This is a genomic window from Spirosoma spitsbergense DSM 19989 (assembly GCF_000374085.1).
GTDB classification, from domain to species: Bacteria; Bacteroidota; Bacteroidia; order Cytophagales; family Spirosomataceae; genus Spirosoma; species Spirosoma spitsbergense.
The window spans coordinates 33,840-56,912 of the sequence record NZ_KB893555.1; the positions used below are offsets into that span (position 1 = coordinate 33,840).

18 protein-coding genes and 2 pseudogenes are annotated in these 23,073 nt (G+C 52.5%); 9 read left to right on the forward strand and 11 right to left on the reverse strand.

Annotated features, from left to right (window positions below; all coding sequences use genetic code 11):
* Positions 1 to 107: 107 nt before the first annotated feature.
* Entirely contained in the window at positions 108 to 4,274 is a 4,167-nt protein-coding gene (locus tag B157_RS0118905) for a hybrid sensor histidine kinase/response regulator transcription factor (protein ID WP_020604876.1), read from the reverse strand.
* Positions 4,275 to 4,512: 238 nt separating this feature from the next.
* Positions 4,513 to 6,486, reverse strand: coding sequence for a sensor histidine kinase (locus B157_RS0118910; protein WP_020604877.1), 1,974 nt, complete (start codon positions 6,484 to 6,486; stop codon positions 4,513 to 4,515).
* A 263-nt stretch (positions 6,487 to 6,749) separates the two neighbouring features.
* Between B157_RS0118910 and B157_RS0118915 the strand changes: the two genes are divergently transcribed.
* The 3 genes from B157_RS0118915 to B157_RS40545 all read left to right on the forward strand — a co-directional run bounded on the left by B157_RS0118915 (position 6,750) and on the right by B157_RS40545 (position 8,828).
* Positions 6,750 to 7,268 (forward strand): DinB family protein, encoded by a 519-nt coding sequence (locus B157_RS0118915; RefSeq protein ID WP_020604878.1) that lies wholly within the window; start codon positions 6,750 to 6,752, stop codon positions 7,266 to 7,268.
* 59 nt (positions 7,269 to 7,327) lie between these two features.
* Positions 7,328 to 8,479, forward strand: coding sequence for an acyltransferase family protein (locus B157_RS0118920; RefSeq protein ID WP_020604879.1), 1,152 nt, complete (start codon positions 7,328 to 7,330; stop codon positions 8,477 to 8,479).
* Positions 8,480 to 8,633: 154 nt separating this feature from the next.
* Entirely contained in the window at positions 8,634 to 8,828 is a 195-nt protein-coding gene (locus tag B157_RS40545; protein ID WP_425423208.1) for an IS1/IS1595 family N-terminal zinc-binding domain-containing protein, read from the forward strand.
* Here B157_RS40545 and B157_RS37540 read toward each other — a convergent pair.
* From B157_RS37540 to B157_RS35720, 3 genes and pseudogenes are all read right to left on the reverse strand, one after another.
* A pseudogene (locus tag B157_RS37540) lies at positions 8,734 to 9,036 on the reverse strand (transposase); the annotation flags it as partial. The gene B157_RS40545 and the pseudogene B157_RS37540 overlap by 95 nt on opposite strands.
* Before the next feature lie 114 nt (positions 9,037 to 9,150).
* Entirely contained in the window at positions 9,151 to 9,360 is a 210-nt protein-coding gene (locus B157_RS36925) for a hypothetical protein (RefSeq protein ID WP_020604881.1), read from the reverse strand.
* Positions 9,323 to 9,934, reverse strand: coding sequence for an IS110 family transposase (locus B157_RS35720; RefSeq protein WP_020604882.1), 612 nt, complete (start codon positions 9,932 to 9,934; stop codon positions 9,323 to 9,325). Before B157_RS35720 ends, B157_RS36925 begins: the two co-directional genes overlap by 38 nt.
* Before the next feature lie 510 nt (positions 9,935 to 10,444).
* Here B157_RS35720 and B157_RS40550 point away from each other — a divergent pair.
* From B157_RS40550 to B157_RS0118935, 3 genes and pseudogenes are all read left to right on the forward strand, one after another.
* Positions 10,445 to 10,825: an IS1 family transposase gene (locus B157_RS40550; RefSeq protein WP_084761840.1), complete on the forward strand. Its 381-nt coding sequence runs from the start codon at positions 10,445 to 10,447 to the stop codon at positions 10,823 to 10,825.
* Between the two features lie 17 nt (positions 10,826 to 10,842).
* A pseudogene (locus B157_RS35725) lies at positions 10,843 to 11,304 on the forward strand (zinc-binding dehydrogenase); the annotation flags it as partial.
* A 423-nt stretch (positions 11,305 to 11,727) separates the two neighbouring features.
* On the forward strand, positions 11,728 to 12,159 hold the full coding sequence (locus tag B157_RS0118935; RefSeq protein ID WP_020604884.1) for a response regulator: 432 nt from the start codon (positions 11,728 to 11,730) through the stop codon (positions 12,157 to 12,159).
* A gap of 170 nt (positions 12,160 to 12,329) precedes the next feature.
* Here the strand turns inward: B157_RS0118935 and B157_RS0118940 are convergent, their stop codons facing one another.
* The gene (locus tag B157_RS0118940; RefSeq protein WP_020604885.1) at positions 12,330 to 13,166 is read right to left on the reverse strand and encodes a universal stress protein; all 837 of its coding nucleotides are present in this window, start codon (positions 13,164 to 13,166) and stop codon (positions 12,330 to 12,332) included.
* A gap of 581 nt (positions 13,167 to 13,747) precedes the next feature.
* Positions 13,748 to 14,884, reverse strand: a complete 1,137-nt coding sequence (locus B157_RS0118950; RefSeq protein ID WP_020604887.1) for a L,D-transpeptidase family protein — start codon at positions 14,882 to 14,884, stop codon at positions 13,748 to 13,750.
* A 170-nt stretch (positions 14,885 to 15,054) separates the two neighbouring features.
* Between B157_RS0118950 and B157_RS0118955 the strand changes: the two genes are divergently transcribed.
* Positions 15,055 to 15,876 carry a universal stress protein gene (locus B157_RS0118955; protein ID WP_020604888.1) on the forward strand — a complete coding sequence of 274 codons (822 nt, stop codon included), beginning with the start codon at positions 15,055 to 15,057 and terminating at the stop codon, positions 15,874 to 15,876.
* Between the two features lie 141 nt (positions 15,877 to 16,017).
* Here the strand turns inward: B157_RS0118955 and B157_RS39050 are convergent, their stop codons facing one another.
* The 4 genes from B157_RS39050 to B157_RS0118975 form a co-directional block, all read right to left on the reverse strand.
* The gene (locus B157_RS39050; protein ID WP_020604889.1) at positions 16,018 to 16,173 is read right to left on the reverse strand and encodes a hypothetical protein; all 156 of its coding nucleotides are present in this window, start codon (positions 16,171 to 16,173) and stop codon (positions 16,018 to 16,020) included.
* 196 nt (positions 16,174 to 16,369) lie between these two features.
* Entirely contained in the window at positions 16,370 to 17,410 is a 1,041-nt protein-coding gene (locus tag B157_RS0118965; RefSeq protein ID WP_020604890.1) for a zinc-dependent alcohol dehydrogenase family protein, read from the reverse strand.
* Positions 17,411 to 17,531: 121 nt separating this feature from the next.
* Positions 17,532 to 17,915, reverse strand: coding sequence for a hypothetical protein (locus B157_RS0118970; RefSeq protein WP_020604891.1), 384 nt, complete (start codon positions 17,913 to 17,915; stop codon positions 17,532 to 17,534).
* A gap of 57 nt (positions 17,916 to 17,972) precedes the next feature.
* Positions 17,973 to 18,968: a 2-hydroxyacid dehydrogenase gene (locus B157_RS0118975; protein WP_020604892.1), complete on the reverse strand. Its 996-nt coding sequence runs from the start codon at positions 18,966 to 18,968 to the stop codon at positions 17,973 to 17,975.
* A gap of 288 nt (positions 18,969 to 19,256) precedes the next feature.
* Between B157_RS0118975 and B157_RS0118985 the strand changes: the two genes are divergently transcribed.
* Both B157_RS0118985 and B157_RS0118990 read left to right on the forward strand, forming a co-directional pair.
* Positions 19,257 to 20,645, forward strand: coding sequence for an acetate/propionate family kinase (locus tag B157_RS0118985; protein ID WP_020604894.1), 1,389 nt, complete (start codon positions 19,257 to 19,259; stop codon positions 20,643 to 20,645).
* A gap of 19 nt (positions 20,646 to 20,664) precedes the next feature.
* Positions 20,665 to 23,073 (forward strand): phosphoketolase family protein, encoded by a 2,409-nt coding sequence (locus B157_RS0118990; protein ID WP_020604895.1) that lies wholly within the window; start codon positions 20,665 to 20,667, stop codon positions 23,071 to 23,073.

A 23,073-nucleotide genomic window follows, 5' to 3' on the forward strand; every position in this document is an offset into this window, starting at 1 on the left:
CGAATTCACCTACCACCATTCTGGTTGTATAAACTAGCAATCAGGTTGCATGAACGTAGAAAAGCACCGTGAAAGATCTTTTTATGAAAAACTGAACGCGTAGCAATCTATTCAGTGTCAGCAGAACGAGTCAGCGACTTGCCATACTGCGAAGGCAATACCCCGTAGCGCTCTTTAAATACTTTCGTAAAGTAAGATGGGTTATCGAATCCGACGGCATATGCAACCTGCGTAATGGACGCTTCCTGCTCTTTCAGTAACTGAGCAGCTTTCACCATTCGGATGTTCAGGATATAGTTGCTGGCGGTCGTGTTGGTTAGGGCTTTTAGTTTACGGAACAATTGTGCCCGGCTCATGTTAACCGCTTCGGCCAGTGCCTCGACGGTAAACGCAGCATTATCGATATGCGCCAGTACCACCACCGAGAGCCGATCGAGGAATTTCTGTTCAGCCGCCAGCAGCACAGGCTTTGCCGGCTCAATCCCATCGGCTACCGGGGTAGCATTAGTGGGTATTGACATAAGACCGGTAGCAAAGCGCTGGTAAAGCCGTTGGCGCTGCTGCACCAGATTACGCACCCGCACCTGTAGTTCAGCCCGGTTGAAGGGCTTGGTCAGATAATCGTCAGCTCCCAGTTCAAAGCCTTCGATGCGGTCCTGGACGGTGGCTTTTGCGGTGAGCATCACTACCGGGATGTGGCTTGTTACCTCCTGGGTTTTCAGCATCCGGCAAAAAACGAAGCCGTCGATCCGGGGCATCATCAGGTCGCAGATGACGATATCGGGCATCGTGGCCATGGCTTTCTCCAGCCCCTCCTGCCCGTCTTCGGCCTCAATAACCCGGTAATCTGCTTCGAACACCGTGCGTACATAGGCGCGGATATCGGCATTATCGTCGATAATGAGCAGGATGCGTTCAGTATCCATCGGTTCACTCTCCAGGGGGGAGATCCCGGGCGACAACGGAACCGGGAATACTACGTCCTGGAGCCCCGGCAGGCTACTATCGGTAGCCGCCGGCTGGGGCAATACCGGTTTATCGACGAGTATCAGCGGTAACGTTACGGTAAAGGCGGTACCCTGACCAACGGTACTGGTTACGCCAACCTGGCCGCCCAGTACCCGGACCAGTTCGTGTACCAGAGCCAGTCCGATACCGGTTCCTCCGTATGCCTGGCTTTGCCCACCGGCCGAACGCTGATAAAATCGCTCGAAAATATGCGCGAGGTCTTCCGGTGCAATACCGATTCCGGTATCCTCAATGATTACCTGCAAATTCGGGGTTTCGGCCGATTCGGGGTAACTAACGTTCATGTGCACATCGTTACCGGCGGGGGTAAATTTGAAGGCATTGGCCAATAGATTGGTCACAATTTTCTCCATCTTATCCGCATCAAAATCAGCCCAGCACTCGGTTTCAGTCTGAGCAAACGTAAACCTGATTCGCTGGCTTTCGGCGAGCGAGTCGAAGGAAATAGCCAGCGTACGCAGAAACGAGGCTATGTCTCCCCGCTTGAGTTCGGTCCGGAGCTGGTCTGCTTCGAGTTTACTCAGATCCAGCAGTTGGTTAATCAGGCTCAGCAACCGATTCCCGTTGCGCTCCATCATCGGCAGCACCGACTCCTCCGGGAATTTTCGTTTCAAATCGCCCAATGGTCCCAGCAGCAGTGTCAGTGGTGTGCGGAACTCGTGCGAAATATTCGTAAAAAACTGGGTCTTGAAGGAGTCCAGTTCGGTTAGCCGAATGGCTTCACGCTGCTCGAACAACAGTCGTTGCTGGAGCAGCCACCGCTGCGTCTGGAACAGGTACAACTGCCGCAGTGCAACGGCCAGTACCAGCGCGTAAAACAGATACGCCCACCAGGTCCGGTAAAACGGGGGATGAATCCAAATCTGTAGTTCGACTGGTTTGCTCCAGACCTGCCCATCGGCCGATCCCATCATCTCGAACGTATAATTACCGATGGGAAGCTGCGCATAATTGGCAAACCGATTGGTGCCCGCATTCACCCAGTCGGGGTCAATACCCGACAGGCGGTACCGGTACTGATTTTGGGCTGAATTGGTGTAATCCATCACGCCGAACTCCACCGTCAGCAGGTTCTGGTCATGGGCCAGGTCGATCCGATGGGTATGGTCGATACTCTCGGTCAAAATCTTATCGGGACCGCCAACGGGAATGGATTCATTATTGATTTTCAGGTTGATGATATTGGCAATGGGTGGCCGGGTTCTGGTATTGAGTAACGCTGATGGCAGGAACGCAGTGAGTCCATTTATACCACCGAAGAGTAACTCGCCCGACGGTAATTTGACGAACGAGCTGGTGTTGAACTCATCATCCTGCAAGCCATCCCCTTTGGTGTAGTTGCGGAACCGGAACGTTTTCGGACTGAACTCAGCCAGACCCCGGTTCGTGCTTATCCAGAAATTCTTAAACTGATCGGTCAATAGGCCGTATACAACTTTATTGGGCAGTCCCTGCGCTTCTTTAATGTGCAGACAATGACCCGTTTGCCGGTCGAGCCGGTTAACCCCCCCCCCTTTGGTACCTATCCACAAGTACCGCCCCGGCTGGTAGGGGTCGTCAGCCAGACTAGACACAAAGTCGTAACTAAGGCTCAGCCGGTTGGTCAGCGAATTTTTGTACAGCGAAAAAGTAGGGTTCGCCAGCACGTTGTCGGTCCGTATCAGTCCTTTCTGGGTCCCGATCCAGAGCGTTCCGGCTGCGTCCTGATGCAGGGCGTAGGTTTCCAACCCTTCGCTTCCTCCCGGTATCAGATCATGGTAGCTAAACACGGCAAACGTTTCAGTAACCGGATCAAACCGGAGCAGTTTCCCGTTGGCAGCCCCAATCCAGAGGTAGCCCGTCTGCCCTTCCAGGGTTTGATTACCCGTAAAACCAAAGGTTGTTCCGGGAGGCAGCGGGTATTTTTTGAGGAGCGTCCAGTCGGTAGAAAACTTAAACAGCGTAGCCTCGTGGGTTTCAAAATTGACGTTGGACACCCAGAATATCCCCCGGCGATCCTGCATCAGGTACCGCTGTCGCTGGTCGGCAGCGGGTAATTTTTTATCCAGAAAAGGCACCATCTGATTGGTCGTCCGGTCCAGTAACTGATAGGCATACTGGTGACGCGTATACACCCGTCCCTGCCGGTCGGCGTAGAGTTCGGTCAGCGATGTATTAGGCAGGTAAGACCGAAACCGTTTGATTTTAGGATTGAATTTACGCAGCCCATACCCACCCGTACCAATCCATAGGTTACCCGTCTGGTCTTTCAGAAATTCAGTCACCGAATAGGTATTGGGAGGCAATGTCACAAAGGCGTTACGGGCCGACAGACTATCCTGAGCAAAGAGTTCGGCCGGCGACATCAGCCAGAGGTAATTAGTAGCCGAAATAGCCATCATGGCAGGGTCAATGACGTCAAAATTGACACTGAAATTATTGGTTTTGGGTAGGGCAATGGTTTTTAGTACACCCTGTTTCCAGGCAAGGATATTATCACGGGTGGCGGCAAACCAGATATCCTGTTTTTCGTCGTGGTAGAGGGCATGAAAATCGAGCGACGACCGGGAGAGCAGACTGTCTTTGGCTATCCCGGCAGGATGTTGCCAGTTGAAGGAATACAGGCCGAAAGAAGACCCGAGGGTAGCCCGTCCATTGGCCTGAAAACGAATGTAGCGAACCGAATTTTCAGTAGCCGTTGTGGGTATTGGCAACGGCTCAATCGTTACCTGAGTCGTGAAGTTGGCTTGTGTCGGGAAGGCCGTTTGTAACGAAGGCGGTAAACTGATCTTGAAGAGTTTGTTATTGTCGGTCGCCAGCCAGATATTCCCATCGGGGTCTTCACTCAGCAGATTGATTTCGTAGCCCCCGCTGTTGGGTGTCGAATGGTCGATAATGTCGACGTGGTAAAACCGGTGGGTACGGTCGTCGAACAGATTCAGTCCTTTGTTGAGCGTACCCACCCACAGCCTCCCCCGCCGGTCGAGCAGCAGTGCCGGGCAGTGATTGTTCGACAGGCTGAACGGATTATAGGGATCATGGGTGAATACGGTGAAGTTATGCCCGTCGTAGCGGTTCAGGCCATCTTTGGTGGCCACCCAGATAAAGCCGTTTCTATCCTGCCTGAGACCAAAAATCATCCCCTGCGAGAGTCCATCAGCAATGGTCAGCTCCTGCCAGCCTTTGGTGGTAAGTGGCCCCTCCTGATGGGCCGATTGAGCTGGAACAGTAAACGGCAAAAGTAGCAGTAGACAGAATAAGCGCATCTGGAAAGGTGTTAACTGCTTATTTACGTAATTCCGGATAGCTTTCGATTGAGACTTCACCGTCGAAAACCGGGTTTTTCCTTCAATAGTTTATCTATTTACGGCTTCGACAATCGAATAACCAGGCTCAAAAATACGCCGTATATAGTTCCGGACATCGGCATTGTCGTCGATGATAAGCAGAATGTTCTCCGGCACGGGACGGCGTGGCTGACTGAACTCAGCGTCTGGATTCGACCTAAGTGGCCGGGATACCTGCCGGGGCCATTATTTTCCCCGCTGACTGGACTGCTGCGGACAAAGGCAGTCTGACCCGGAAGGTCGTACCTTTGCCCTCGCTACTGTCGACTGAAATCGTCCCCTGTAACACCTCAACCAGTTCCCGTACCAGGGCCAGTCCGACACCCGCTCCTTCGTAGGACCGGTTCACCTGGCTGTCTACCTGATAAAACCGATCGAAAATATACGGCAGATTGGCCGTGGAAATCCCGATTCCGGTATCGGATACGCTAAACTGCACCGAACGGAACGCCAGTTGAACATCCACACGGACCTCGTGGCCCTGGGGAGTAAACTTAAAGGCGTTGGACAGTAAGTTGGTTACGACCTTCTCCACCTTATCCCGGTCGAAACTGGCCCAATATTCGGATTCGTTCTGGGTAAAGGAAAAATGAATCCGGCGCCTGTCTGCCAGCGCCTGGAATGAATCCGCCAGAGTCCGAAAAAAGGCAGCCATGTCGCCCGGTTCGGGTTGGGCTTTCAGTTGACCCGCTTCCAGTTTGCTCATATCGAGCAGTTGATTGATCAACCCCAGCAACCGGTTGCTGTTGCGCTCCATCATGGGTAGCATCGGCTCATCGGGGAATCGCTTTTTCAGCTCCGACAGTGGACTGATAATCAGGGTGAGAGGGGTGCGTAACTCGTGGGATAAATTGGTAAAGAAGCGGGTTTTCAGCGCGCCCAGTTCCTGTAGCTTGTCGACTTCTACTTTTTCCAGCATCAGCGCATTGGCGGTGGCAATCCGTTCCCTAATATACGTCAGTACAATCCGCCCCAGCACCAGTGACATGACCACCATTTCGATTATCAGGGCCAGCATGGGCAGCTGATTAATCAGGGGGGTGTAGGTAATTATCCGCAGGGTTGCCATCTGGTAGAATGCGAACGGGATGATACACAGCGTAATGGGCAGTACAAAATACGGCGTGGGTTTTCTTCCTATTGTGCAGACAAGCACAGCACCAATAAAAAACAGCGCATACGTAGCCAGGATCAGTATGGCATAAAACTCGCCGATAGCCGCGTTCTCAACGAAGAGAGGCAAAAGAGCCCCTACCAGACTAATACCCATAACCAATAGCATCGTCCACCGAAGCGGCTTAAAGACCGGCTGCCCATCCATCAGGCTATACATCCAGACGGCCAGTCCCAGGGGCAGCAGGCGCACCATTCCGTACTGCATCCAGTTCAGCAGAATGGGATAATTGACCAGAAAAAGGGAGTACACGCCTGCACGTGCCAGCGTTGCTATATAGAACAGAAACGTGCAGAGGACATAGAACCGGAATTGCGGATCAGGAATGAAGCGGGCCAGCACGAAACTGTGCAGGGAGCGCAGGATAAATAATCCCAGAAACAGCCAGATAAAGAAAATAACCACCTGCCTTTTGCTCAGGTTGTAGTACTCATCCCAAACCGTCACGTTACCATACATACTAAGGCTGCTTTCGATACGAACGAAAACCGTTACGGGCTGACTGGTGGGGAAGGTAGCCCGAAAAAATGGGGCTGGGTCAAAAAACCCCCAGTCCACGTAAGGCCGTTTTCCCCCTCCCTGCTGGTGTATTACCTGCCCATTCGGATAAACCAGGTACAAGTCTACATAATCAAGCGAGATGGCATCCAGCAGGCCAAGCAGCCAGTGCTTTTGGTTTTCCTGACTGTGGTTGGTCACCTCAAACCGAAACCAGTAGGCACTGCTGGTATACCCGTACTGAAATTTTTCGGAATAGCTGGGCACAAAATCGGTGCGTTGCCGAACCTGGGCTAACGTCAATCGGGCCGTTTTATCTTCCAGAATAGACATTCTCCGTCCAATGGAAACAAAACGGGTTGTATCCTGCAACAAAACGGCATGCGAAGTCACCTGACCCTTACTAACCAGGGCAGGCAAGAAAAGTAGTAACGTTAAAGCGTAAAAAATGATACGCATAAAGCAAATAAGGAAACAAATGACCAAAGTAACCCTACCTCATAGAATACACAACAAAAATTCAGCCAAAAAAACACAATGTCTTATCCAGCCTTATTGTAGAGGTCGACTGCCGCGGCACCTGTGTTTTCATTCTGGTAAAAAAACGCCCTGCTCCAGTATGCCAGCCAGTGAAAAAAACTGCTTCAGGAAGCTAAAACGGAGACTATTCTTCAATCAGACCGAAAATTAATTACCTTGCATTTTCGATTTCCCCCGTGTGTATGACCGACCGTAAATTCCCCATCGGACCTTTTGTGACGCAGGAACAGTACACCCCTGCCGAAATCACCGACCTTCTCAACACCATCGACCGTTGTGTCGGTCAGTACCAGCCAACCGTCGGGTCACTTTCCCCTGCCGACCTGATGAAAACGTATCGCGAGGGTAGCTGGACGGTACAGCAATTGGTGCACCACGTGGCCGATATCCACCTGTTGCACTTTCTTCGGATGAAGAAAGCCCTGACCGAACCCGATTATCATGAAGTTACCCTAATCAATATGGATGGCTGGGTCAAAACAGCCGACGGCCTGGATGCCCCCGTAGCCGATTCACTGCTGATGCTGGATGGCATTAACCGGCGTTATCTGTACCTGGCCCGGTCGCTGACAGAACCGATGCTGGCCATAACGTATCACCATCCCGTTCGGCAACGGCTGTTCAGTCAGGCCCAGGCTTTGGCCATGTCGGCCTGGCACGTACAGCACCACCTGGCGCATATCCGGCTGGCCCTCGCATAAAAATAACCGACTACCTCTTCCCTATACCTGACAAGTTTCCAGCCCGGAAACCATCCATTATGCCCAACCCTACATTCGCTGCCCAGGCCGAACCAGCCCTTGCCCAGCCCACTCCCGTCAAACGGCTCCTCTCCCTCGACACCCTGCGGGGTTTCGATATGTTCTGGATTATGGGGGGCGAAGAAATTTTCCACGTACTGGCTAAAACTACCGGCTGGGCCTGGGCCATTGCCGTAGCCGACCAATTCTCCCACCCCGCCTGGAACGGGTTCCGGGCGTATGACCTTATTTTTCCGCTGTTCCTGTTTATGGCGGGGGTTTCCACGCCCTTCTCCGTCGGGAGTCGGCTGGCGAAAGGGGATGATAAAGCCCTGATCGCCCGGAAAATTATCAGCCGGGGGCTTATTCTGGTGGTACTGGGTATTATTTATAACAATGGCCTGTTTCTCAAGGCTTTTCAGGATACGCGATTTCCAAGTGTTTTAGGTCGCATCGGCCTGGCGGGGATGTTCGCCCAACTCATTTACCTCTACGCCCGGCCGCGTACCCAATACGGCTGGTTTGTTGGGGTGTTACTGGGTTACTGGGCCTGTATGATGCTGATTCCGGTGCCGGGCTGTGGGGCGGGTGTGCTCACGATGCCCTGCAACCTGGCCAGCTACATCGACCGGATGCTGGTGCCGGGCCACCTGTATAAAACCATCCACGACCCGGAGGGATTGTTTTCTACCATACCCGCCATTGGCAACGCCCTGCTCGGTATTTTTGCGGGTACGTTTCTGCAAAGGTCCGCCAAACCGGGGAGCCGGAAAACGATCTACCTGCTGGGGGCGGGGGCGGCTCTTCTGGTGCTCGGCTGGCTCTGGAATTTCGTATTCCCCATCAATAAAAACCTCTGGACCAGTTCATTCGTGCTGGTAACGGGCGGGCTGAGCTTACTCCTGCTGGGCCTGTTTTACTGGATAATCGACGTGAAAGGAATAAAAGGCTGGACGTTTTTCTTCACCATCATCGGCATGAATTCCATCCTGATTTACCTGGCGGGTAAGTTCATCGACTTCGAGTATGCCGCCCGCTTCTTTTTCGGTGGCCTGCTCAGCCTGTCTTCGTCCGATGTGGTCAGGGGCGTTGGTGGAGTAATGGCGTTGCTGGCCATGAAGTGGGTCTTCCTGTACTTTCTATACAAGAAGAAGACGTTTTTGCGGGTTTGATACACCGGGTTATCAGCAGGCGAAAAGAACAGAAAAACAGGTTAAACACTGTCCACGTGAGTAACTTGTTTGGTAGTCCTTAAAAAGTAATGATGATAGAAAAAGGCCGCAGCCGGGCCGTAGTTTTGGGTCGTCAAACTCACTTCTACGTGCCATGTATCAACAAGACAACTGCCCAAACTGCGGCTCGACAAATTTAGTCAAGAATGGATCTACTTACTACGGCAAAGCTCGACCGCACGGATTTCCATGGTTTATGCAAGGGCTGGCGTATAATTTTTGTTATATTTCTGCTGGCGGTGAACTACCGAGCAAACCCGATGAATTAGCTTATTTCGAACGTTGTTGAGCACCAACATTTTGTTCTTGCCTGATCCGACTTTGCGTTTGTAATAATCCTGCAATTCTCCTTTCATTCGAATAGCTGACATTGACCCCAAGTGGAAGAGCGACTTTAGGCGAAGTCGGGCGTGTTGACTAACGCGAGTTTTGCCCCGAACGCTACTCCCCGACTTATACTCGAAGGGGGCAACACCCGCATGACAGGCCAGCTTCTTAGCTTGACTTTAGCCTTTTAGAAAAGCCTTAAATTGGCCTGTTTAAGCAAAAATAGAGCCTGATTGTATTTTTGAACATCTGATTTTTCAAGCTGATGTTCAAAAATAGACAGCTCAATCGTGTTCTATGGCCTGTGAAAAGCATTTCGTGTTTTCCAAACAGCTAAAGTCAAGCTTAGGGTCAGAAATGGCTTTGAACTCGTCGGTAGCAACCATTACTTCGGTCGCTGTGGCCGGACCAACACCAGGAACAGAGGTAATCCACTTGAACAACTCTTTCAGGCGGTCATCCTGCTGGATGACAGGGCCGCCTGTGCGGTTCATCGATCTGTTTGTCAGCCACAGCCAGGTCTGCTTCGATAGCCTTTAGGGAAGCCTGACAGTTTTTAGCCAGTTGTTTGTGAAGTGCCTTGTCAACGAAACCTTGCTGTTCCCTGATTGGCTGCTGAAGTTGCTGGCGAACCAGTATTAACCGCTGGCGCAGCGCACTTAAAGCAGCCAGTTTCTGTAAAACAGGGCGGGGCGGTTGCCACAAGTGCAACTGGTCGCGAAAGCGAAAAGCGTACTCAGCGATGCGCTGCGCGTCAATTGCGTCGGTTTTACCCCGTTGTAGACCACCCGCTTTCTTGATCTGCAAACTGCTTTCTAACCAAATGGGGAGAGAAATTTTGTGGAGGTGAGCCAATAGGTGGGCGTTGTAGATGCCCGTGTGTTCCATACAGCAAACGGACTCAGCCACCCTAAAACCCGGCAGGGCTTTGATGAGTTTGATGGTTGCTTTAATACCAGTCTCTGAATTAGCCGATTGGCTTTGCAGGACTATTGTCTTACCATCAAAAACAGCCCAGTCCAGAGTAGCTTTTGAAATGTCAACGCCGATGAAATAGCGAATGTCCATGAGAGGTAATAATTTAGTAGTTCAACAAGTGCTTACTCTATCACTCAAACCGCCACGGGGCGCCCCGCTTGCTAATGGGCCATGATGCCCGAATTTCCATTTGAGTCTGGAGCAAGCAAGACAGGGCGGGGCCTGAATCCGCGCATAGAGCTGGTACTCTGCGGCCCCATAGGATAACCCGCCCTGTTACTTGTTGGCAAATTACCAAATCTTGGAATCTTACCACGACGCAAACCTAAAGGGCGGCCCCGTCAAGTGTAAACGATGTGGCCGACAATTTGTCCAGTTGCGTACCTATGAGCCCCTATCGAACGAATCTAAACAGCGCATTGAACTTATGCTAGCGAACGTATTTCTCTGCAAGCCATCTGTCGAGTGCTGGAAATTAAGCCTCACCAACTCTATACCTACATGGATGAGCTTTATGAAGAATTGCCGCATGATTTGGCTTGCTCAGTGAGTGATAAGGCTGATATATAATTAGTTAAGGTTAATTGCGAACTCGATGAGCTGTGGAGTTTTTTCGGCTGGAAAGCCAATAAACAATGGGTTTGGGTCGCCATTGACCGGGCTAGCCGCCAAGTGGTGGCCCTGTTCGTGGGTGATCGAAGCGCGGATGGTGCATTAGGCTTATGGCAGGCATTACCCGAGCGATATCGTGCTCATGCCACGTTTCATACCGATGACTGGCGGGCCTATAAGCAAATTATTCCCGCTCATCAACACCGGTCTTCAAGGCAAAAAAAGGATACAAATCACGCGGAACGGTTTTTCTGTACGCTTCGCCAACGATGCTCCCGGTTGGTTCGCTTAAGTCTCTGGTTTTCGAAAAAACTGGGTCGACATATAAACTCAATCAAGTTTGTAGTGACTCATTACAACCTTTCATAACAAGTTTAGGACTACCCGCGCTGGATATCAACGCCGAACGACTCCGGTTCTGTCGGGAGCGGCTGGGTGTAACCCATACTATCCAGGCTACGGATGCCGACGTGACCGAACAGCTCAGCGCCATTACCAATGGCGCTATGCCGACGGTCGTTATTGACGCGACGGGTAATCTGCGGGCCATCAACACCGCCTTTGGTTACCTCGCCCACGGTGGCCGGTACGTACTGGTAGGCTTGCAGAAGGGCGATATCGGCGTCAGCCACCCCGAATTCCACAAACGGGAAGCCACCCTGATGAGCAGCCGCAACGCTACCCGGGCCGATTTCGACCACGTAATGGCCTCAATGAAGGCAGGGCTAATTACTCCAACGACCTATATCACCCATCGTGTCGGCTTCGGGGAGGTAGCCAACGAATTTGCCAGCTGGCTCGACCCGGCAAAGGGGGTGATTAAGGCAATGGTAACAATGGGAGAATAACACCCGGAGGGGTCTGAAACCGTAAGCACATCCACCAGAATAGCGAGGTCAGCGTTCAGCTTCACGAACTTCATCGACTGATAATATCCACTACCGTATTCACGTCAGACGAGGACTTCGTGGGTAGTGCTGGCTGGACTCCCGCCTTTACTTACCGCAGCAGATCCAGCTTCCTTCAGCAGGATAACGGCCAGTTTAGCTTCTGGTGCCGATGCCGAAGGAATCGTCACGAACGTGCCGTTCCTGCGGGAAACGTCGGGGTGGCTATGGCTATCAGGTGGCTATATAATCAGTCGAAGTTGAGTGCCGGCAAACAGACCAATTCCGTAAACAATCACATTCGATACTGACTTCCGTCATTGTAGAAATGAGTTTTACTGCTAATCTTTGTTAACCCGTGCTAACTTACCCTCATTTCCAATTATGAACCCCGCTAAAAAAGTCATTTACATGGCTGATGATGACCCGGATGACCGCTATTTTATGCGCAAGTCATTTGAGGAGCTTGATTCGTCGGTGACCTTTGTCGAAGCCAATGATGGAGGAGGTTTATTAGATTTGCTGGAAACATGGAGCCAGGAGCCAGCCCACCAATCTGTACATCTGATTCTACTGGATATGAACATGCCCCGGTCCAATGGGATGGAGACGTTAAAAGCCCTCAAGGCCAACCCGGCCCTCCGGCACATTCCAACGGTAATGATTTCGACCTCATCCCAACCGGATCTGGTGGCCGCAGCGTACCAGAACGGCATTAACAGCTATATCCAAAAGCCAATGTCCTCCTTTAATCTGATGGATATCGCTCAGGCCCTCAAGGTCTGTTTTTTAGACGCTGCTGTGTATTCCGCGTAAGTCTCGTCCTGCACCAGACAGTTGTTTTTGCCCTGATGCGTAGGGCATAAAGGCGGAGTCTGCTGGCCCGAAGCCGGATTCACCGCGGGGTTAAATGTGCGTGTAACCATCATGAGGGCAGGTTTTCTGTACGCAAAGTAGCTACGCAATGGGGACAGGTAATTTTGTCTTTATGCCCGCATCACCAAAACCGGCATAGTTGCGTGGTTCAATACATCTTCGGCCACGCTACCTGATAGCAGATGTCGTATGCCCTTGTGCCCATGCGTGAACAGAACAATCAGATCGGCTTTTACATTATCGGCGTAGCAAATAATGCCTTCCGGGACGCTTTTGGCCGAACGCATGATAAGATCATAGTTGGTTATGCCATTTCCGAGGGCAAAGTCGCTTACCCATTCCCGAACAACCTCGGGGTTACGATTATCGGAAGGAGACATCACGTGTAAGAACTGGTGTAAGCCCCCTTCACCCATCCGGAACGGGTAGTGCTGAACGGTTTTTAAGTGGGCATCTACGTCCACCGCGTACACAATATTTTCGGGCTGGAAATGGGGAATACGTTGCTTTACGATCAATACCGGACAATGGGCATACCGAACGACCTCTTCGGCATTCGATCCGAAAAGGAACTCATCCCACCCCGATGCCCCTTCGGAGGTCATCACAATCAGATCGGCCGAATACTTTGTCAGGTTCGTTACAAGTCCCTCTCCATTCGTGATGAGGGCGGGGGTAATAGTAACGCCAGCGTAGGCTGTCTGATTGGCGAATCGCTTCAGGGCAGATTCTGCTTCCTGTTCGATTTCCCTGTATTCGGCCAAGATACTGCTCGTAGGAACCGTTGTGGCTGGCACATAAGCGTACACGGGCATCGGTAAAGGGTAGGCCACCACATGCAGGAGCGTAATGGCAGTAACTCCGGATACGCTCGCAATATCGACGGCAACCGATAAAGCTATCTCCGTATCGGGACTTAAATCCGTAGGAACAACGATCGTTTTCATAGTTGGCTATAGTAGATTCTGTACGACAAAGCAACAGATTCAGCGCTTTTTGAACTATGATGATGAATAGCAAACACCCTGATTATCATCAGGTGTTACTTGTTTTTGTATAAATTTCGTAGCGGAGGCCGCAGGGAAAAATCCGCATGTATGATCGTAAAAACACCCGGAAACAATGAACAGCCGGGAGATCAATAAGCCAATGACAAGACCGAACAGCGTGGTATAGATTAGTTTGGTGTACCTGGCTAACCAACCGGGTAAATAGATATCAAATTTATCGTTGGCAGCATCTGAATACTTTCGTGCCATCAACGTCAGCGGGCATGTCTCGTTGAACGCGACCAAAACGACGCCTTCCGTGATGACAGGCCCTGCGCACACCCACTCGCGTTGGTGATACCCGCGTAGAAGAGACAAAAAATCATTCCATTGAAAAATACCCAGATCGCCGTATGGCTGATTTTAATAAAGATGAGCCTGGTCATCAGTTCTTTTTAGGTTAGTAGCATTCCGCCCCTCCTGTCCGCCGATTGGTCCAAAACTGGACGTTTGGAGAGAATGGCGGCAATAGTGCCTAATTATAAGCCCGGATGCCACCGGCTATATATGTCCCGATAGACCTGTATGGCACCGGCGTCGTCTATATCCAGTACGCTGTAGGTAATCAGAATGGGTATCCTGTTGGGCAGCGCTACTGTTTTAGGGCTGCCATTTATGGGGCAATTCGTCAGATAATCGGTGGCAAAGCGGGTTTGTCCAAGCAGCAAATTCGCCAGTTCAGCAGGCTTTTCGACCCGAATGCAGCCGTGGCTCAAAAACCGATTCTCGCGCGCAAAAAGCGGCCGGGCGTTGGTGTCATGCAGGTAAATATCGTACGGGCTGGTAACATTGAACTTCAGCAGACCCAGCGCGTTATCACAGCCCGTCGATTGCCGAAGCCGGTACGGGAATGAAGATATGGGTGCTGACCAGTTTACCCGTGCCGGGGCAACAACCTGTCCTTTGGCGTCGATCACCTGTAGGTTCATGGCCTCCAGCGTAGCCGCCGGGTTGCGCCGGATTTTGGGCAGCAATTCCCGGACCATGATGGAGCGGGGTACGTTCCAGTAGGGATAAACAACCACGCTGGGTACAAAGGCGGTAAAATTCGGGGTTGGGGTGTCTGGTTTACCCACAATGATCCGACTGCTGAGCAGGGTGTTTCCCTGCCGGTCAACAACCCGGAGCGTGGCCGATGGACTATTGATCAGGATGCGTTTGTCGGCGGAAAAACGGTTGAGCCAGCGGTAGGTATTCAGCGTTTCCTGCACCTGTTCGATGGTCAGCGAATCGCTCATGTAATCGTCCACCAGACAGCGCATGCAGTAAGCAGTCAACTGCCGATAATTTCGGTCGTGCGATTCCAGTGAATCCAGCAGTGAACCCCACTCGGCTCCGGCCAGAAACTGGTGTACGAGTCGGTTGATCCGGGTCGTATCGAGTTGCTCCGGTACGCCCTGATAGCTCATATGGCGGGGCGTATGGCCGTAAACAACCGCCGTAAAATAGCGCAACAGACAGGCTGCGTCCGGGTTAGGGCACACTTTACTCATAGATGCATCAACGGCCCCAATCGACTGGGCGTAGTTACTCAGCCGTTCCCAGCTGGTAGTCGGTTGGGCACCGGCGGTAGCCGATAGCAGGCACAAAAGCGAATAAACTAGACGATAGCGCATGGAATCAGAGCCGTTTAACAAATGTAAAGGTGCGGCCTGACAGCCTGCAAACGCCTGATATTAGTCAGTTGTCCACTATAAATCAATCAGTTCTACGCCTGATCTTAGTCATTTTTCGGGCTAAGGAAACGAGTTAGTTTTGCTAAACAACCTCCGAAACTTCTGCGCATATGAAAACGATTGCTGTTGCTACCGACCTTACACCGAATGGGAATAGGGCGGCCCATTTTGCCCTACAACTCGCCCACACCCAACGGGCCAGTTTACTGTTGATCAATGTGTTCCATTTCTGGCCACTCAATCCCGCAGAAACCGGCGGGGATTTTCCGCTCAGCGCTCAAGCCATGCACGACGACAGCCAGCGGGCACTAAAACACCTGGCCAGGGAGTTGCATGGACGCTACGGCAATGAGGTGACTATTCGTTGCCTGACCCGGCAGGGGCACCCGATACCTGCCATTCTGGAGGCTGCCCAGGATGAGCATGTTGACCTGCTGATTATGTCTACCGTTGGGTCAGCCCCGCAAAGTGCCCAGATAATGGGGAGCGTAGCCTCCGACATGGTGACCAAGACCCACGTACCGTTGCTGCTCGTTCCGCCATCGACGGACTATGCCGCCATTAACAACGTCGTGCTGGGTATTGACCTCGATCTTGCTCCCAACGCCGTCGTTTTCGACACGACCCTCCACTTTGCCCGGCAGTTTGGCTGCGCGATCAATGTACTCTGTGTTCATGATAATCCGGCGGACACGGCTGTTCAACATCGGGCCGAGCATATCCGTCATCTGATGGCCACCGTCCCTCATACGCTGACGATCCTGCCCGGTTCAAAAGTATATGACCTGCTCCTGACGTTTGCCCATCGGAACAAAGCGGATCTGATTATAATGTTACCGCAGGCCCACAACTGGTTACGGCAGATTTTTGTGGATGGCGAAACGCAGCGCATGGCCCGGTTAACGGATATTCCCCTATTAGCTATTGTCTGATGTTGCGGAGCGACTATCGTTAAGGATAAACGGATAGCTGGCCTCCCCTATTGACTGCGCCTGATTTGACACAGAAAAGACCAGCCCCGAACTGATTCGGTGGCTGGCCTTTATGCTACATTAGCCACTGTTTACCTCCGTTTACTTTGCTCCTTTTTTAGCTTTAGGAGTCAAATCCAGCGGACCAATACCTGACTCGTTCTGTTCATACTTGGGTACTTTGGGAGCCCCATGCACCTTGGCGGCTTTCGTCGCTACCTTTTTGATGTTCTTGTTCTTCTTCTCCTCGTGTGCCATGATGTTGGGTTTAACAGGTTTAAGAGTATAACACTAACCAGTCTAAAACGCTTTAATTTAGCGTCGGATCATACCCGAAATACGCCCGGCAGTGTGCGCTGACGCCAGGCTAAGGGAGTCAATAGTACCGGTTTGTTCTGGTCGATATCTGTTAATCTGCCACTGGTAGTAGCTGAAACCGTCCCTACTACGGCTGCTACTCGTTGGTGAGAATCACTTTCAGCGCTTTTTCTCTGGCGGCATGCTCAAACGTATCATAAGCCTGCAGGATATCGTTCAGGGCAAAATGGTGCGTGATCAATTTCGTTCCATCCAGTTTGTGGGAGAGTACCGTTTTCATCAGCATAGGCGTGGTAACGGTGTCGACAAGGCGGGTTGTGATGGTGATATTTTTAGACCAGAGCGTTTCCAGATGAAGCTCAACCGGTTTGCCATGAACGCCTACATTCGCAACGCACCCGCCGGGGGCAATAACGGCGGTACATAATTCGAACGTAGCCGGGATGCCCACTGCTTCGACGGCGACATCGGCACCCACGTTTTCCGTCAGGCTGAATACCGCACTGATCGCATCTTCCTCCTGGCTGTTGATGGTGTGTGTAGCCCCCAGTGCCTTGGCAGCCTGCAGCCGGTTATCGTCTATATCAATCATAATCAGCCTGGCCGGTGCGTAAAACTGCGCGGTGAGCAATACGGCTAAGCCGATAGGTCCGGCCCCCACGATCACGACTGTATCTCCCGGTTTTACCTGCCCGTTCAACACCCCACATTCAAACCCGGTCGGGAGGATATCACTCAGCATCACAACGGCATCATCGTCGGCCTGTTCGGGTATGTGGTACAAGCTGGTATCGGCAAACGGGATCCGGACGTATTCGGCCTGTGTCCCGTCAATCAGGTGACCCAGTATCCACCCGCCCTGGTCGCAGTGGGAATACATCCCCTTTCGACAATAGGCACATTTTCCGCAGGAGGATATGCAGGAAATCAGGACCTTATCTCCTTTTTGAAACGTAGTCACGGCGGACCCAACGTCTTCAACAATTCCTATTCCTTCGTGCCCTAATATCCGGCCATCCGTCACTTCCGGCAGATCGCCTTTCAGGATGTGCAGATCGGTTCCGCAGATCGTGGTTTTATAAATTTTCACAATGGCATCCGTAGGCTGCTGTAAAACGGGAGTCGGCTTCTCTTCCCAGGACTTTTTCCCGGGACCATGATAGACTAATGCGTTCATTTTTTTATGAGATATACTGTTATAAAATGTATTTACCCCGCCCCGCCCCCGTCTTCCCAACGCCTAAAAAAAGGCTTCGGGAGAGGGAGAAACCCGTACGCCCGGCAGGGCTGAACCAGTGCTAAAGAGGATTGGAATGCGCCGGATTGGCTGAGCGAATCTTCAGGCCAAAGTGATGGGGCTGAACAAAGCGTAGTGTGTTATCCATCAGCCGGGCTGGCTCCCAGGTCGGGCCACTGCCAAAAAGCTCATGGTGTACCCAGATTGTTTCGCCCTGACGAATCGGGCCCGTTTCGTGCATGGTAGGATCAGCGGGATCACTCACCCATTCCGTATCTTCAGTAGCCTGACAGGGCAAGATAAATCCGTCGGTAATCAATTCCTGTTGCGTTTTATGTACCATAGTCAGTTTATTCAACAAGCGAATGAACAAGGCGTATTTGCCGGAATCCGTACTGCTGTGCTGGATACCGTAAAGCTGGGTGATTATTTGCAGGTGAAACATGATGCAGGTCAGGCGATCGTGTGCTCATGGTCAGGTATTCCCCCACCTGGGCCATCCTCACCCAACCACAACGGCATCGGCAGGCAGGCGTTCCTGCTCCAGGTAGGTCAGGTTATTAAGCGTTGTGTGGGCGATCTGCGCCATCGCTTCGTGGGTGAAAAAGCCCTGATGCGACGTGACCAGTACGTTTGGAGAGTGCGTCAGGGTATCCAGATCGGCATCAGGCATTGATTTATTAGACCAGTCACTGAAAAAGAATTCGTCTTCCAGTTCGTACACGTCAATACCCAGCGCCCCCAGCCTGCCGCTCTGCAAAGCCGTCAGAACAGCATGCGTATCCAGCAAACCACCCCGACTGGTGTTGATCAGATACGCGCCGGATTTCATCCGGGCCAGCGCGGCAACGTCTATCAAATGGTGCGTTTCGGACGTAAGCGGACAGTGCAGTGAGATAACATCCGCTTCGGACAGTAGCTCATTCAGGGGCAGATACTCCACACCAAGCTCCTGCAAAACCGCCGATTTCACCTTGTCATAAGCCAGCACACGGCACCCAAAGCCGAGCATGATGCGGGCAAAGGCCTGACCGATTTTTCCGGTACCAATTACCCCAATCCGCTTACCGTAGAGATCAAATCCCATCAGGCCATCGAGCGTAAAGTCATTCTGGCTGGTTCGCTGGTAAGCCAGGTGCGTCTTCCGGTTTAAGGTCATCAGCAACGCCACCGCATGTTCAGCAACGGAATGGGGCGAGTAAGTGGGTACGCGCAAAATAAGAATACCCAGCTCTTTGGCCGTTGTCAGATCAACCTGATTGTAACCGGTACACCGTAGGGCCACAATCCGGATTCCCTGGTCAGCAAGTGCCTTTAAGGTGGCACGAGTGAGGTGATCGTTCACAAAAACGCACACCGCCTGATGCCCGGCCGCCAGCTTAACGGTTTCTGACGTAAGCGTCTGGAGCAGAAATGTGAGCTGATGCCGTTGATTGCTGTTGGCGGCTTCCAGGAAAGGTTGTTCGTACGGCTGACAGCTAAAGAAAGCGATGATCATACATGAGTCAGGCTAGTGATTCTATAAAGGTAATGACTCAAAGGTAAACGTAACTGTCATGCTCCACCATGACATCAGTCACGGATGAGCATGACAGTTACCGGGTTTTACTGTACTGGCAAACCGGATGAATTACCCGTCAACCTGAAGCAACTCCTGGTAAATCATCATATCGAGACCTGATATTCGTCATTGCCTGCCTGTTGCAGGCTAGCGAGTTTTGTGAACGGGATCAGCTGATTGTGTACCGTCTTTTTTCTGAAAAACCACAACCGGAAAGAACGTACGATGACAATAACCCGGCAGCCAGACCAATTAGTCACCCCCTTATTTGTCGATATCGGGGGCGTATTGCTGACCAATGGCTGGGGAAATCAATCACGTAAGCTGGCGGCTGCCACCTTCGGCCTGAATCTGGCAGAACTGGAACAGCCTCATCAGCTGACCTTCGACCAACCATACTACCTTGCCATGACCCAACGAAACCAGTACATACTTACGATCAACGGCGGTTCATCGAGCATCAAGTTTGCAGTCTATGGCTGGGGGAAGTCGCTGACGAGGAAACTCTCGGGGCACATCGACCGAATTGGTCAGCCGAATGCCAAACTGACGTTTACCGACCCGATGACCCGGGAGCCAGATACGGCGCCGGTAGATGCCCATGATTTTACGTCGGCGGTGAATTCGCTGCTTAACTGGCTCGAAAAACAACCGGTCTTTAACCGTATCAACGCCGTGGGCCATCGGGTTGTACACGGCATGGAACATACCGAGCCCGAACGGATTACGCCCGAACTGATCGCCGAACTTCGACGGATTAGTGCCTATGATCCTGATCACTTACCCGCCGAAATTGAACTAATCGAAATTATCCGGGAGCGGCACCCGAATCTGCCTCAGATTGCCTGTTTCGATACGGCTTTTCACCGTACTATGCCGCGCGTGGCCCAACTCCTGCCCATTCCCCGGCGGTTCGATGCGAAAGGCATCCGGCGTTATGGGTTTCATGGTCTGTCGTACGCCTATTTGCTGGAAGAGCTCGCACGGCTGGCTGGTAACGAGGTTGCGCATGGGCGGGTTATTCTGGCCCATCTGGGCAGTGGCGCAAGTTTGGCGGCCGTTCAGGATGGCAAAAGTATCGACACCAGCATGGGGTTTACGCCAACCGGTGGGGTACCGATGAGTACCCGAACGGGCGACCTCGATCCGGGTGTGGCGTGGTACCTGATGCAATCGGAACCGTTGACGCCCACGCAGTTTAACCACCTGATCAATCACGAATCGGGTCTGCTGGGTATCTCGGAAACCAGTTCGGATATGCAGATTTTGCTCGACCGGCAGGCCAACGATGTTCGGGCGGCTGAGGCCGTTGCCCTCTTCTGCTACCAGATTAAAAAGTATATCGGTGCCTTTGCGGCCGTACTGGGCGGACTGGAAACGCTCGTGTTTTCGGGCGGCATTGGCGAACACGCCCCCGAAGTACGGGCCCGGATCTGTCAGGGACTGGCCTTTTCAGGGATTGACCTGGATGAAAAACGAAATGCCGCCAACGCGAACGTGATTTCAACCGATGTGAGCCGGGTTACGGTACGCGTCATTCCGACCGATGAGGAGAAAATGATTGCCCAAACGGTCTACCAACTGATGGATGCACCTATGGAATACAGTAATTAACCAAAAACATTGACAAAAAATGGAAGCAATTGACGTAATGCCCCCGCAAACAAGAGAGAAAACGTACAGCCCGTTATCGCCCGACGACTACCAGCATATCAACGCCTACTGGCGGGCTGCCAACTACCTGTCCGTCGGCCAGATTTACCTGCACGACAATCCGTTGTTGCGGGAACCGCTCCGGCTGGAGCACATCAAGCATATGCTGCTGGGCCACTGGGGTACCACACCGGGGCAAAACTTTATCTATGCGCACCTCAACCGGATTATCAGGAAGTGGAATCTCGATATGATTTACGTCTCCGGACCCGGGCACGGTGGGCCGGCGGTGGTAGCCAATACCTATCTGGAGGGCACTTACAGCGAAGTGTACCCGGACATCAGCCGGGATGAGGCCGGGCTGAAAAAACTGTTTACTCAGTTTTCCTTTCCCGGTGGCATTTCGAGCCATGCTTCGCCCCAGACGCCCGGCTCGATTCACGAAGGGGGTGAGCTGGGTTACTCGCTAAGCCATGCCTTTGGCGCCGTTTTCGACAATCCGGAACTGATCGTGGCTTGTGTCGTTGGCGATGGCGAAGCGGAGACCGGTCCGTTGGCCACGGCCTGGCACTCCAACAAATTCCTGAATCCACAGACCGACGGTGTTGTGCTGCCCATTCTACACCTGAATGGCTATAAAATTTCCAACCCCACGGTACTGGCCCGCATTAGCCACGAGGAGTTGGACCAACTGCTGCGTGGTTACGGCTGGACGCCCTATTTCGTAGAAGGCGACGAGCCGGAAACCATGCACCAGCTCATGGCCGCGGCTCTGGACGAGGCCATCACGCAAATCAAACTCATTCAGCAAGGTGCCCGTAAACCACTGGGCAATACGACTCGTCCACGCTGGCCAATGATTGTCCTGAAATCGCCGAAGGGCTGGACGGGCCCAAAAGAGGTGGACGGCGTGCCCAACGAAGGAACGTTCCGGTCACACCAGGTACCGCTGGCCGTATCGGCAACGACACCCCCGGCGCATCTGGCCCAGCTGGAAGGCTGGCTTCGGAGCTACAAACCCGATGAACTTTTCGATGAAAACGGGCAACTTATACCCGAACTGGCCGCACTGGCACCCACCGGTACCCGGCGCATGGGTGCCAATCCGCAGGCCAATGGCGGGCTGCTGCTCAAAGGATTGCACCTGCCTGACTTTTGCGGGTATGCCGTCGATGTACCGGCCCCCGGTGCGGCCGAGGCCAGCGATACGCATACCGTCGGCGAATTTCTGCGCGATGTGATCCGGATGAATCAGGAGCCCCGCAATTTCCGGGTATTCAGCCCCGACGAAACGCTCTCCAACCAGTTGGGAGCCGTTTTTGAAGCCACCAACCGGCAGTGGGACACCGAGGTAGAGGTGAATGACCAGTTTCTGGCCCCATCGGGCAGCGTGATGGAAATGCTCAGCGAGCACCAGTGCGAAGGCTGGCTGGAAGGCTATCTGCTCACCGGCCGGCACGGCCTGTTCAACAGCTATGAAGCGTTCATCCATATTGTCGACTCGATGTTTAATCAGCACGCTAAATGGCTGAAAACATGCGCAGAACTTCCCTGGCGCGCCGATATTGCCTCGCTGAACTACCTGCTGACATCTACCGTCTGGCGGCAGGACCACAACGGGTTCACCCACCAGGACCCCGGCTTTATGGACCACGTGATCAACAAAAAAGCCAGTATTGTGCGGGTGTATCTACCACCCGATGCTAACTGTTTACTGTCGGTGATGGACCATTGCCTGCGTTCGCGTAACTATGTCAACGTAATTGTAGCGGGCAAGCACCCGGCCCCGCAATGGCTGAGTATGGAAGCCGCCCTACTTCATTGTACCAAAGGAATCGGTATCTGGCCCTGGGCGAGTAATGACGAAGGAGGGGAGCCGGATGCGGTAATGGCCTGTTGTGGTGATGTGCCGACGCTGGAAACACTGGCCGCCGTATCGATTCTGCGGGAGCATTTACCCGAACTGAAAATCCGGGTCGTCAACGTGGTCGATCTGCTAAAACTGGAGCACCATACCGAACACCCCCACGGCCTGAACGACGCCGATTACGATTCGCTGTTCACCAAAGACAAGCCGGTAATTTTTGCGTTTCACGGCTATCCCTGGCTCATCCACCGACTCACCTACAACCGCGCCAATAACACAAATATCCACGTGCGGGGCTACAAGGAAGAGGGCACCATTACCACCGCCTTCGACATGACGGTGCTCAACGACCTGGATCGCTTTCACCTGGTGATGGATGTCATTGATCGGGTGCCCAAGCTGGGTAATCGGGGCGCGTATCTGAAACAGATACTGAAAGATAAACTCATCGAACACAAGCACTACATCACCACGAACGGCCAGGATATGCCCGAGATTCGCAACTGGACATGGCCGGTGTAA

Bases quoted from the DNA above. Each gene is read 5' to 3' on its own strand.
- B157_RS0118905 (WP_020604876.1), bottom strand. From the start codon at position 4,274: ATGCGCTTATTCTGTCTACTGCTACTTTTGCCGTTTACTGTTCCAGCT.
- B157_RS0118910 (WP_020604877.1), bottom strand. From the start codon at position 6,486: ATGCGTATCATTTTTTACGCTTTAACGTTACTACTTTTCTTGCCTGCC.
- B157_RS0118915 (WP_020604878.1), top strand. From the start codon at position 6,750: ATGACCGACCGTAAATTCCCCATCGGACCTTTTGTGACGCAGGAACAG.
- B157_RS0118920 (WP_020604879.1), top strand. From the start codon at position 7,328: ATGCCCAACCCTACATTCGCTGCCCAGGCCGAACCAGCCCTTGCCCAG.
- B157_RS40545 (WP_425423208.1), top strand. From the start codon at position 8,634: ATGTATCAACAAGACAACTGCCCAAACTGCGGCTCGACAAATTTAGTC.
- B157_RS36925 (WP_020604881.1), bottom strand. From the start codon at position 9,360: ATGAACCGCACAGGCGGCCCTGTCATCCAGCAGGATGACCGCCTGAAA.
- B157_RS35720 (WP_020604882.1), bottom strand. From the start codon at position 9,934: ATGGACATTCGCTATTTCATCGGCGTTGACATTTCAAAAGCTACTCTG.
- B157_RS0118935 (WP_020604884.1), top strand. From the start codon at position 11,728: ATGAACCCCGCTAAAAAAGTCATTTACATGGCTGATGATGACCCGGAT.
- B157_RS0118940 (WP_020604885.1), bottom strand. From the start codon at position 13,166: ATGAAAACGATCGTTGTTCCTACGGATTTAAGTCCCGATACGGAGATA.
- B157_RS0118950 (WP_020604887.1), bottom strand. From the start codon at position 14,884: ATGCGCTATCGTCTAGTTTATTCGCTTTTGTGCCTGCTATCGGCTACC.
- B157_RS0118955 (WP_020604888.1), top strand. From the start codon at position 15,055: ATGAAAACGATTGCTGTTGCTACCGACCTTACACCGAATGGGAATAGG.
- B157_RS39050 (WP_020604889.1), bottom strand. From the start codon at position 16,173: ATGGCACACGAGGAGAAGAAGAACAAGAACATCAAAAAGGTAGCGACG.
- B157_RS0118965 (WP_020604890.1), bottom strand. From the start codon at position 17,410: ATGAACGCATTAGTCTATCATGGTCCCGGGAAAAAGTCCTGGGAAGAG.
- B157_RS0118970 (WP_020604891.1), bottom strand. From the start codon at position 17,915: ATGTTTCACCTGCAAATAATCACCCAGCTTTACGGTATCCAGCACAGC.
- B157_RS0118975 (WP_020604892.1), bottom strand. From the start codon at position 18,968: ATGATCATCGCTTTCTTTAGCTGTCAGCCGTACGAACAACCTTTCCTG.
- B157_RS0118985 (WP_020604894.1), top strand. From the start codon at position 19,257: ATGACAATAACCCGGCAGCCAGACCAATTAGTCACCCCCTTATTTGTC.
- B157_RS0118990 (WP_020604895.1), top strand. From the start codon at position 20,665: ATGGAAGCAATTGACGTAATGCCCCCGCAAACAAGAGAGAAAACGTAC.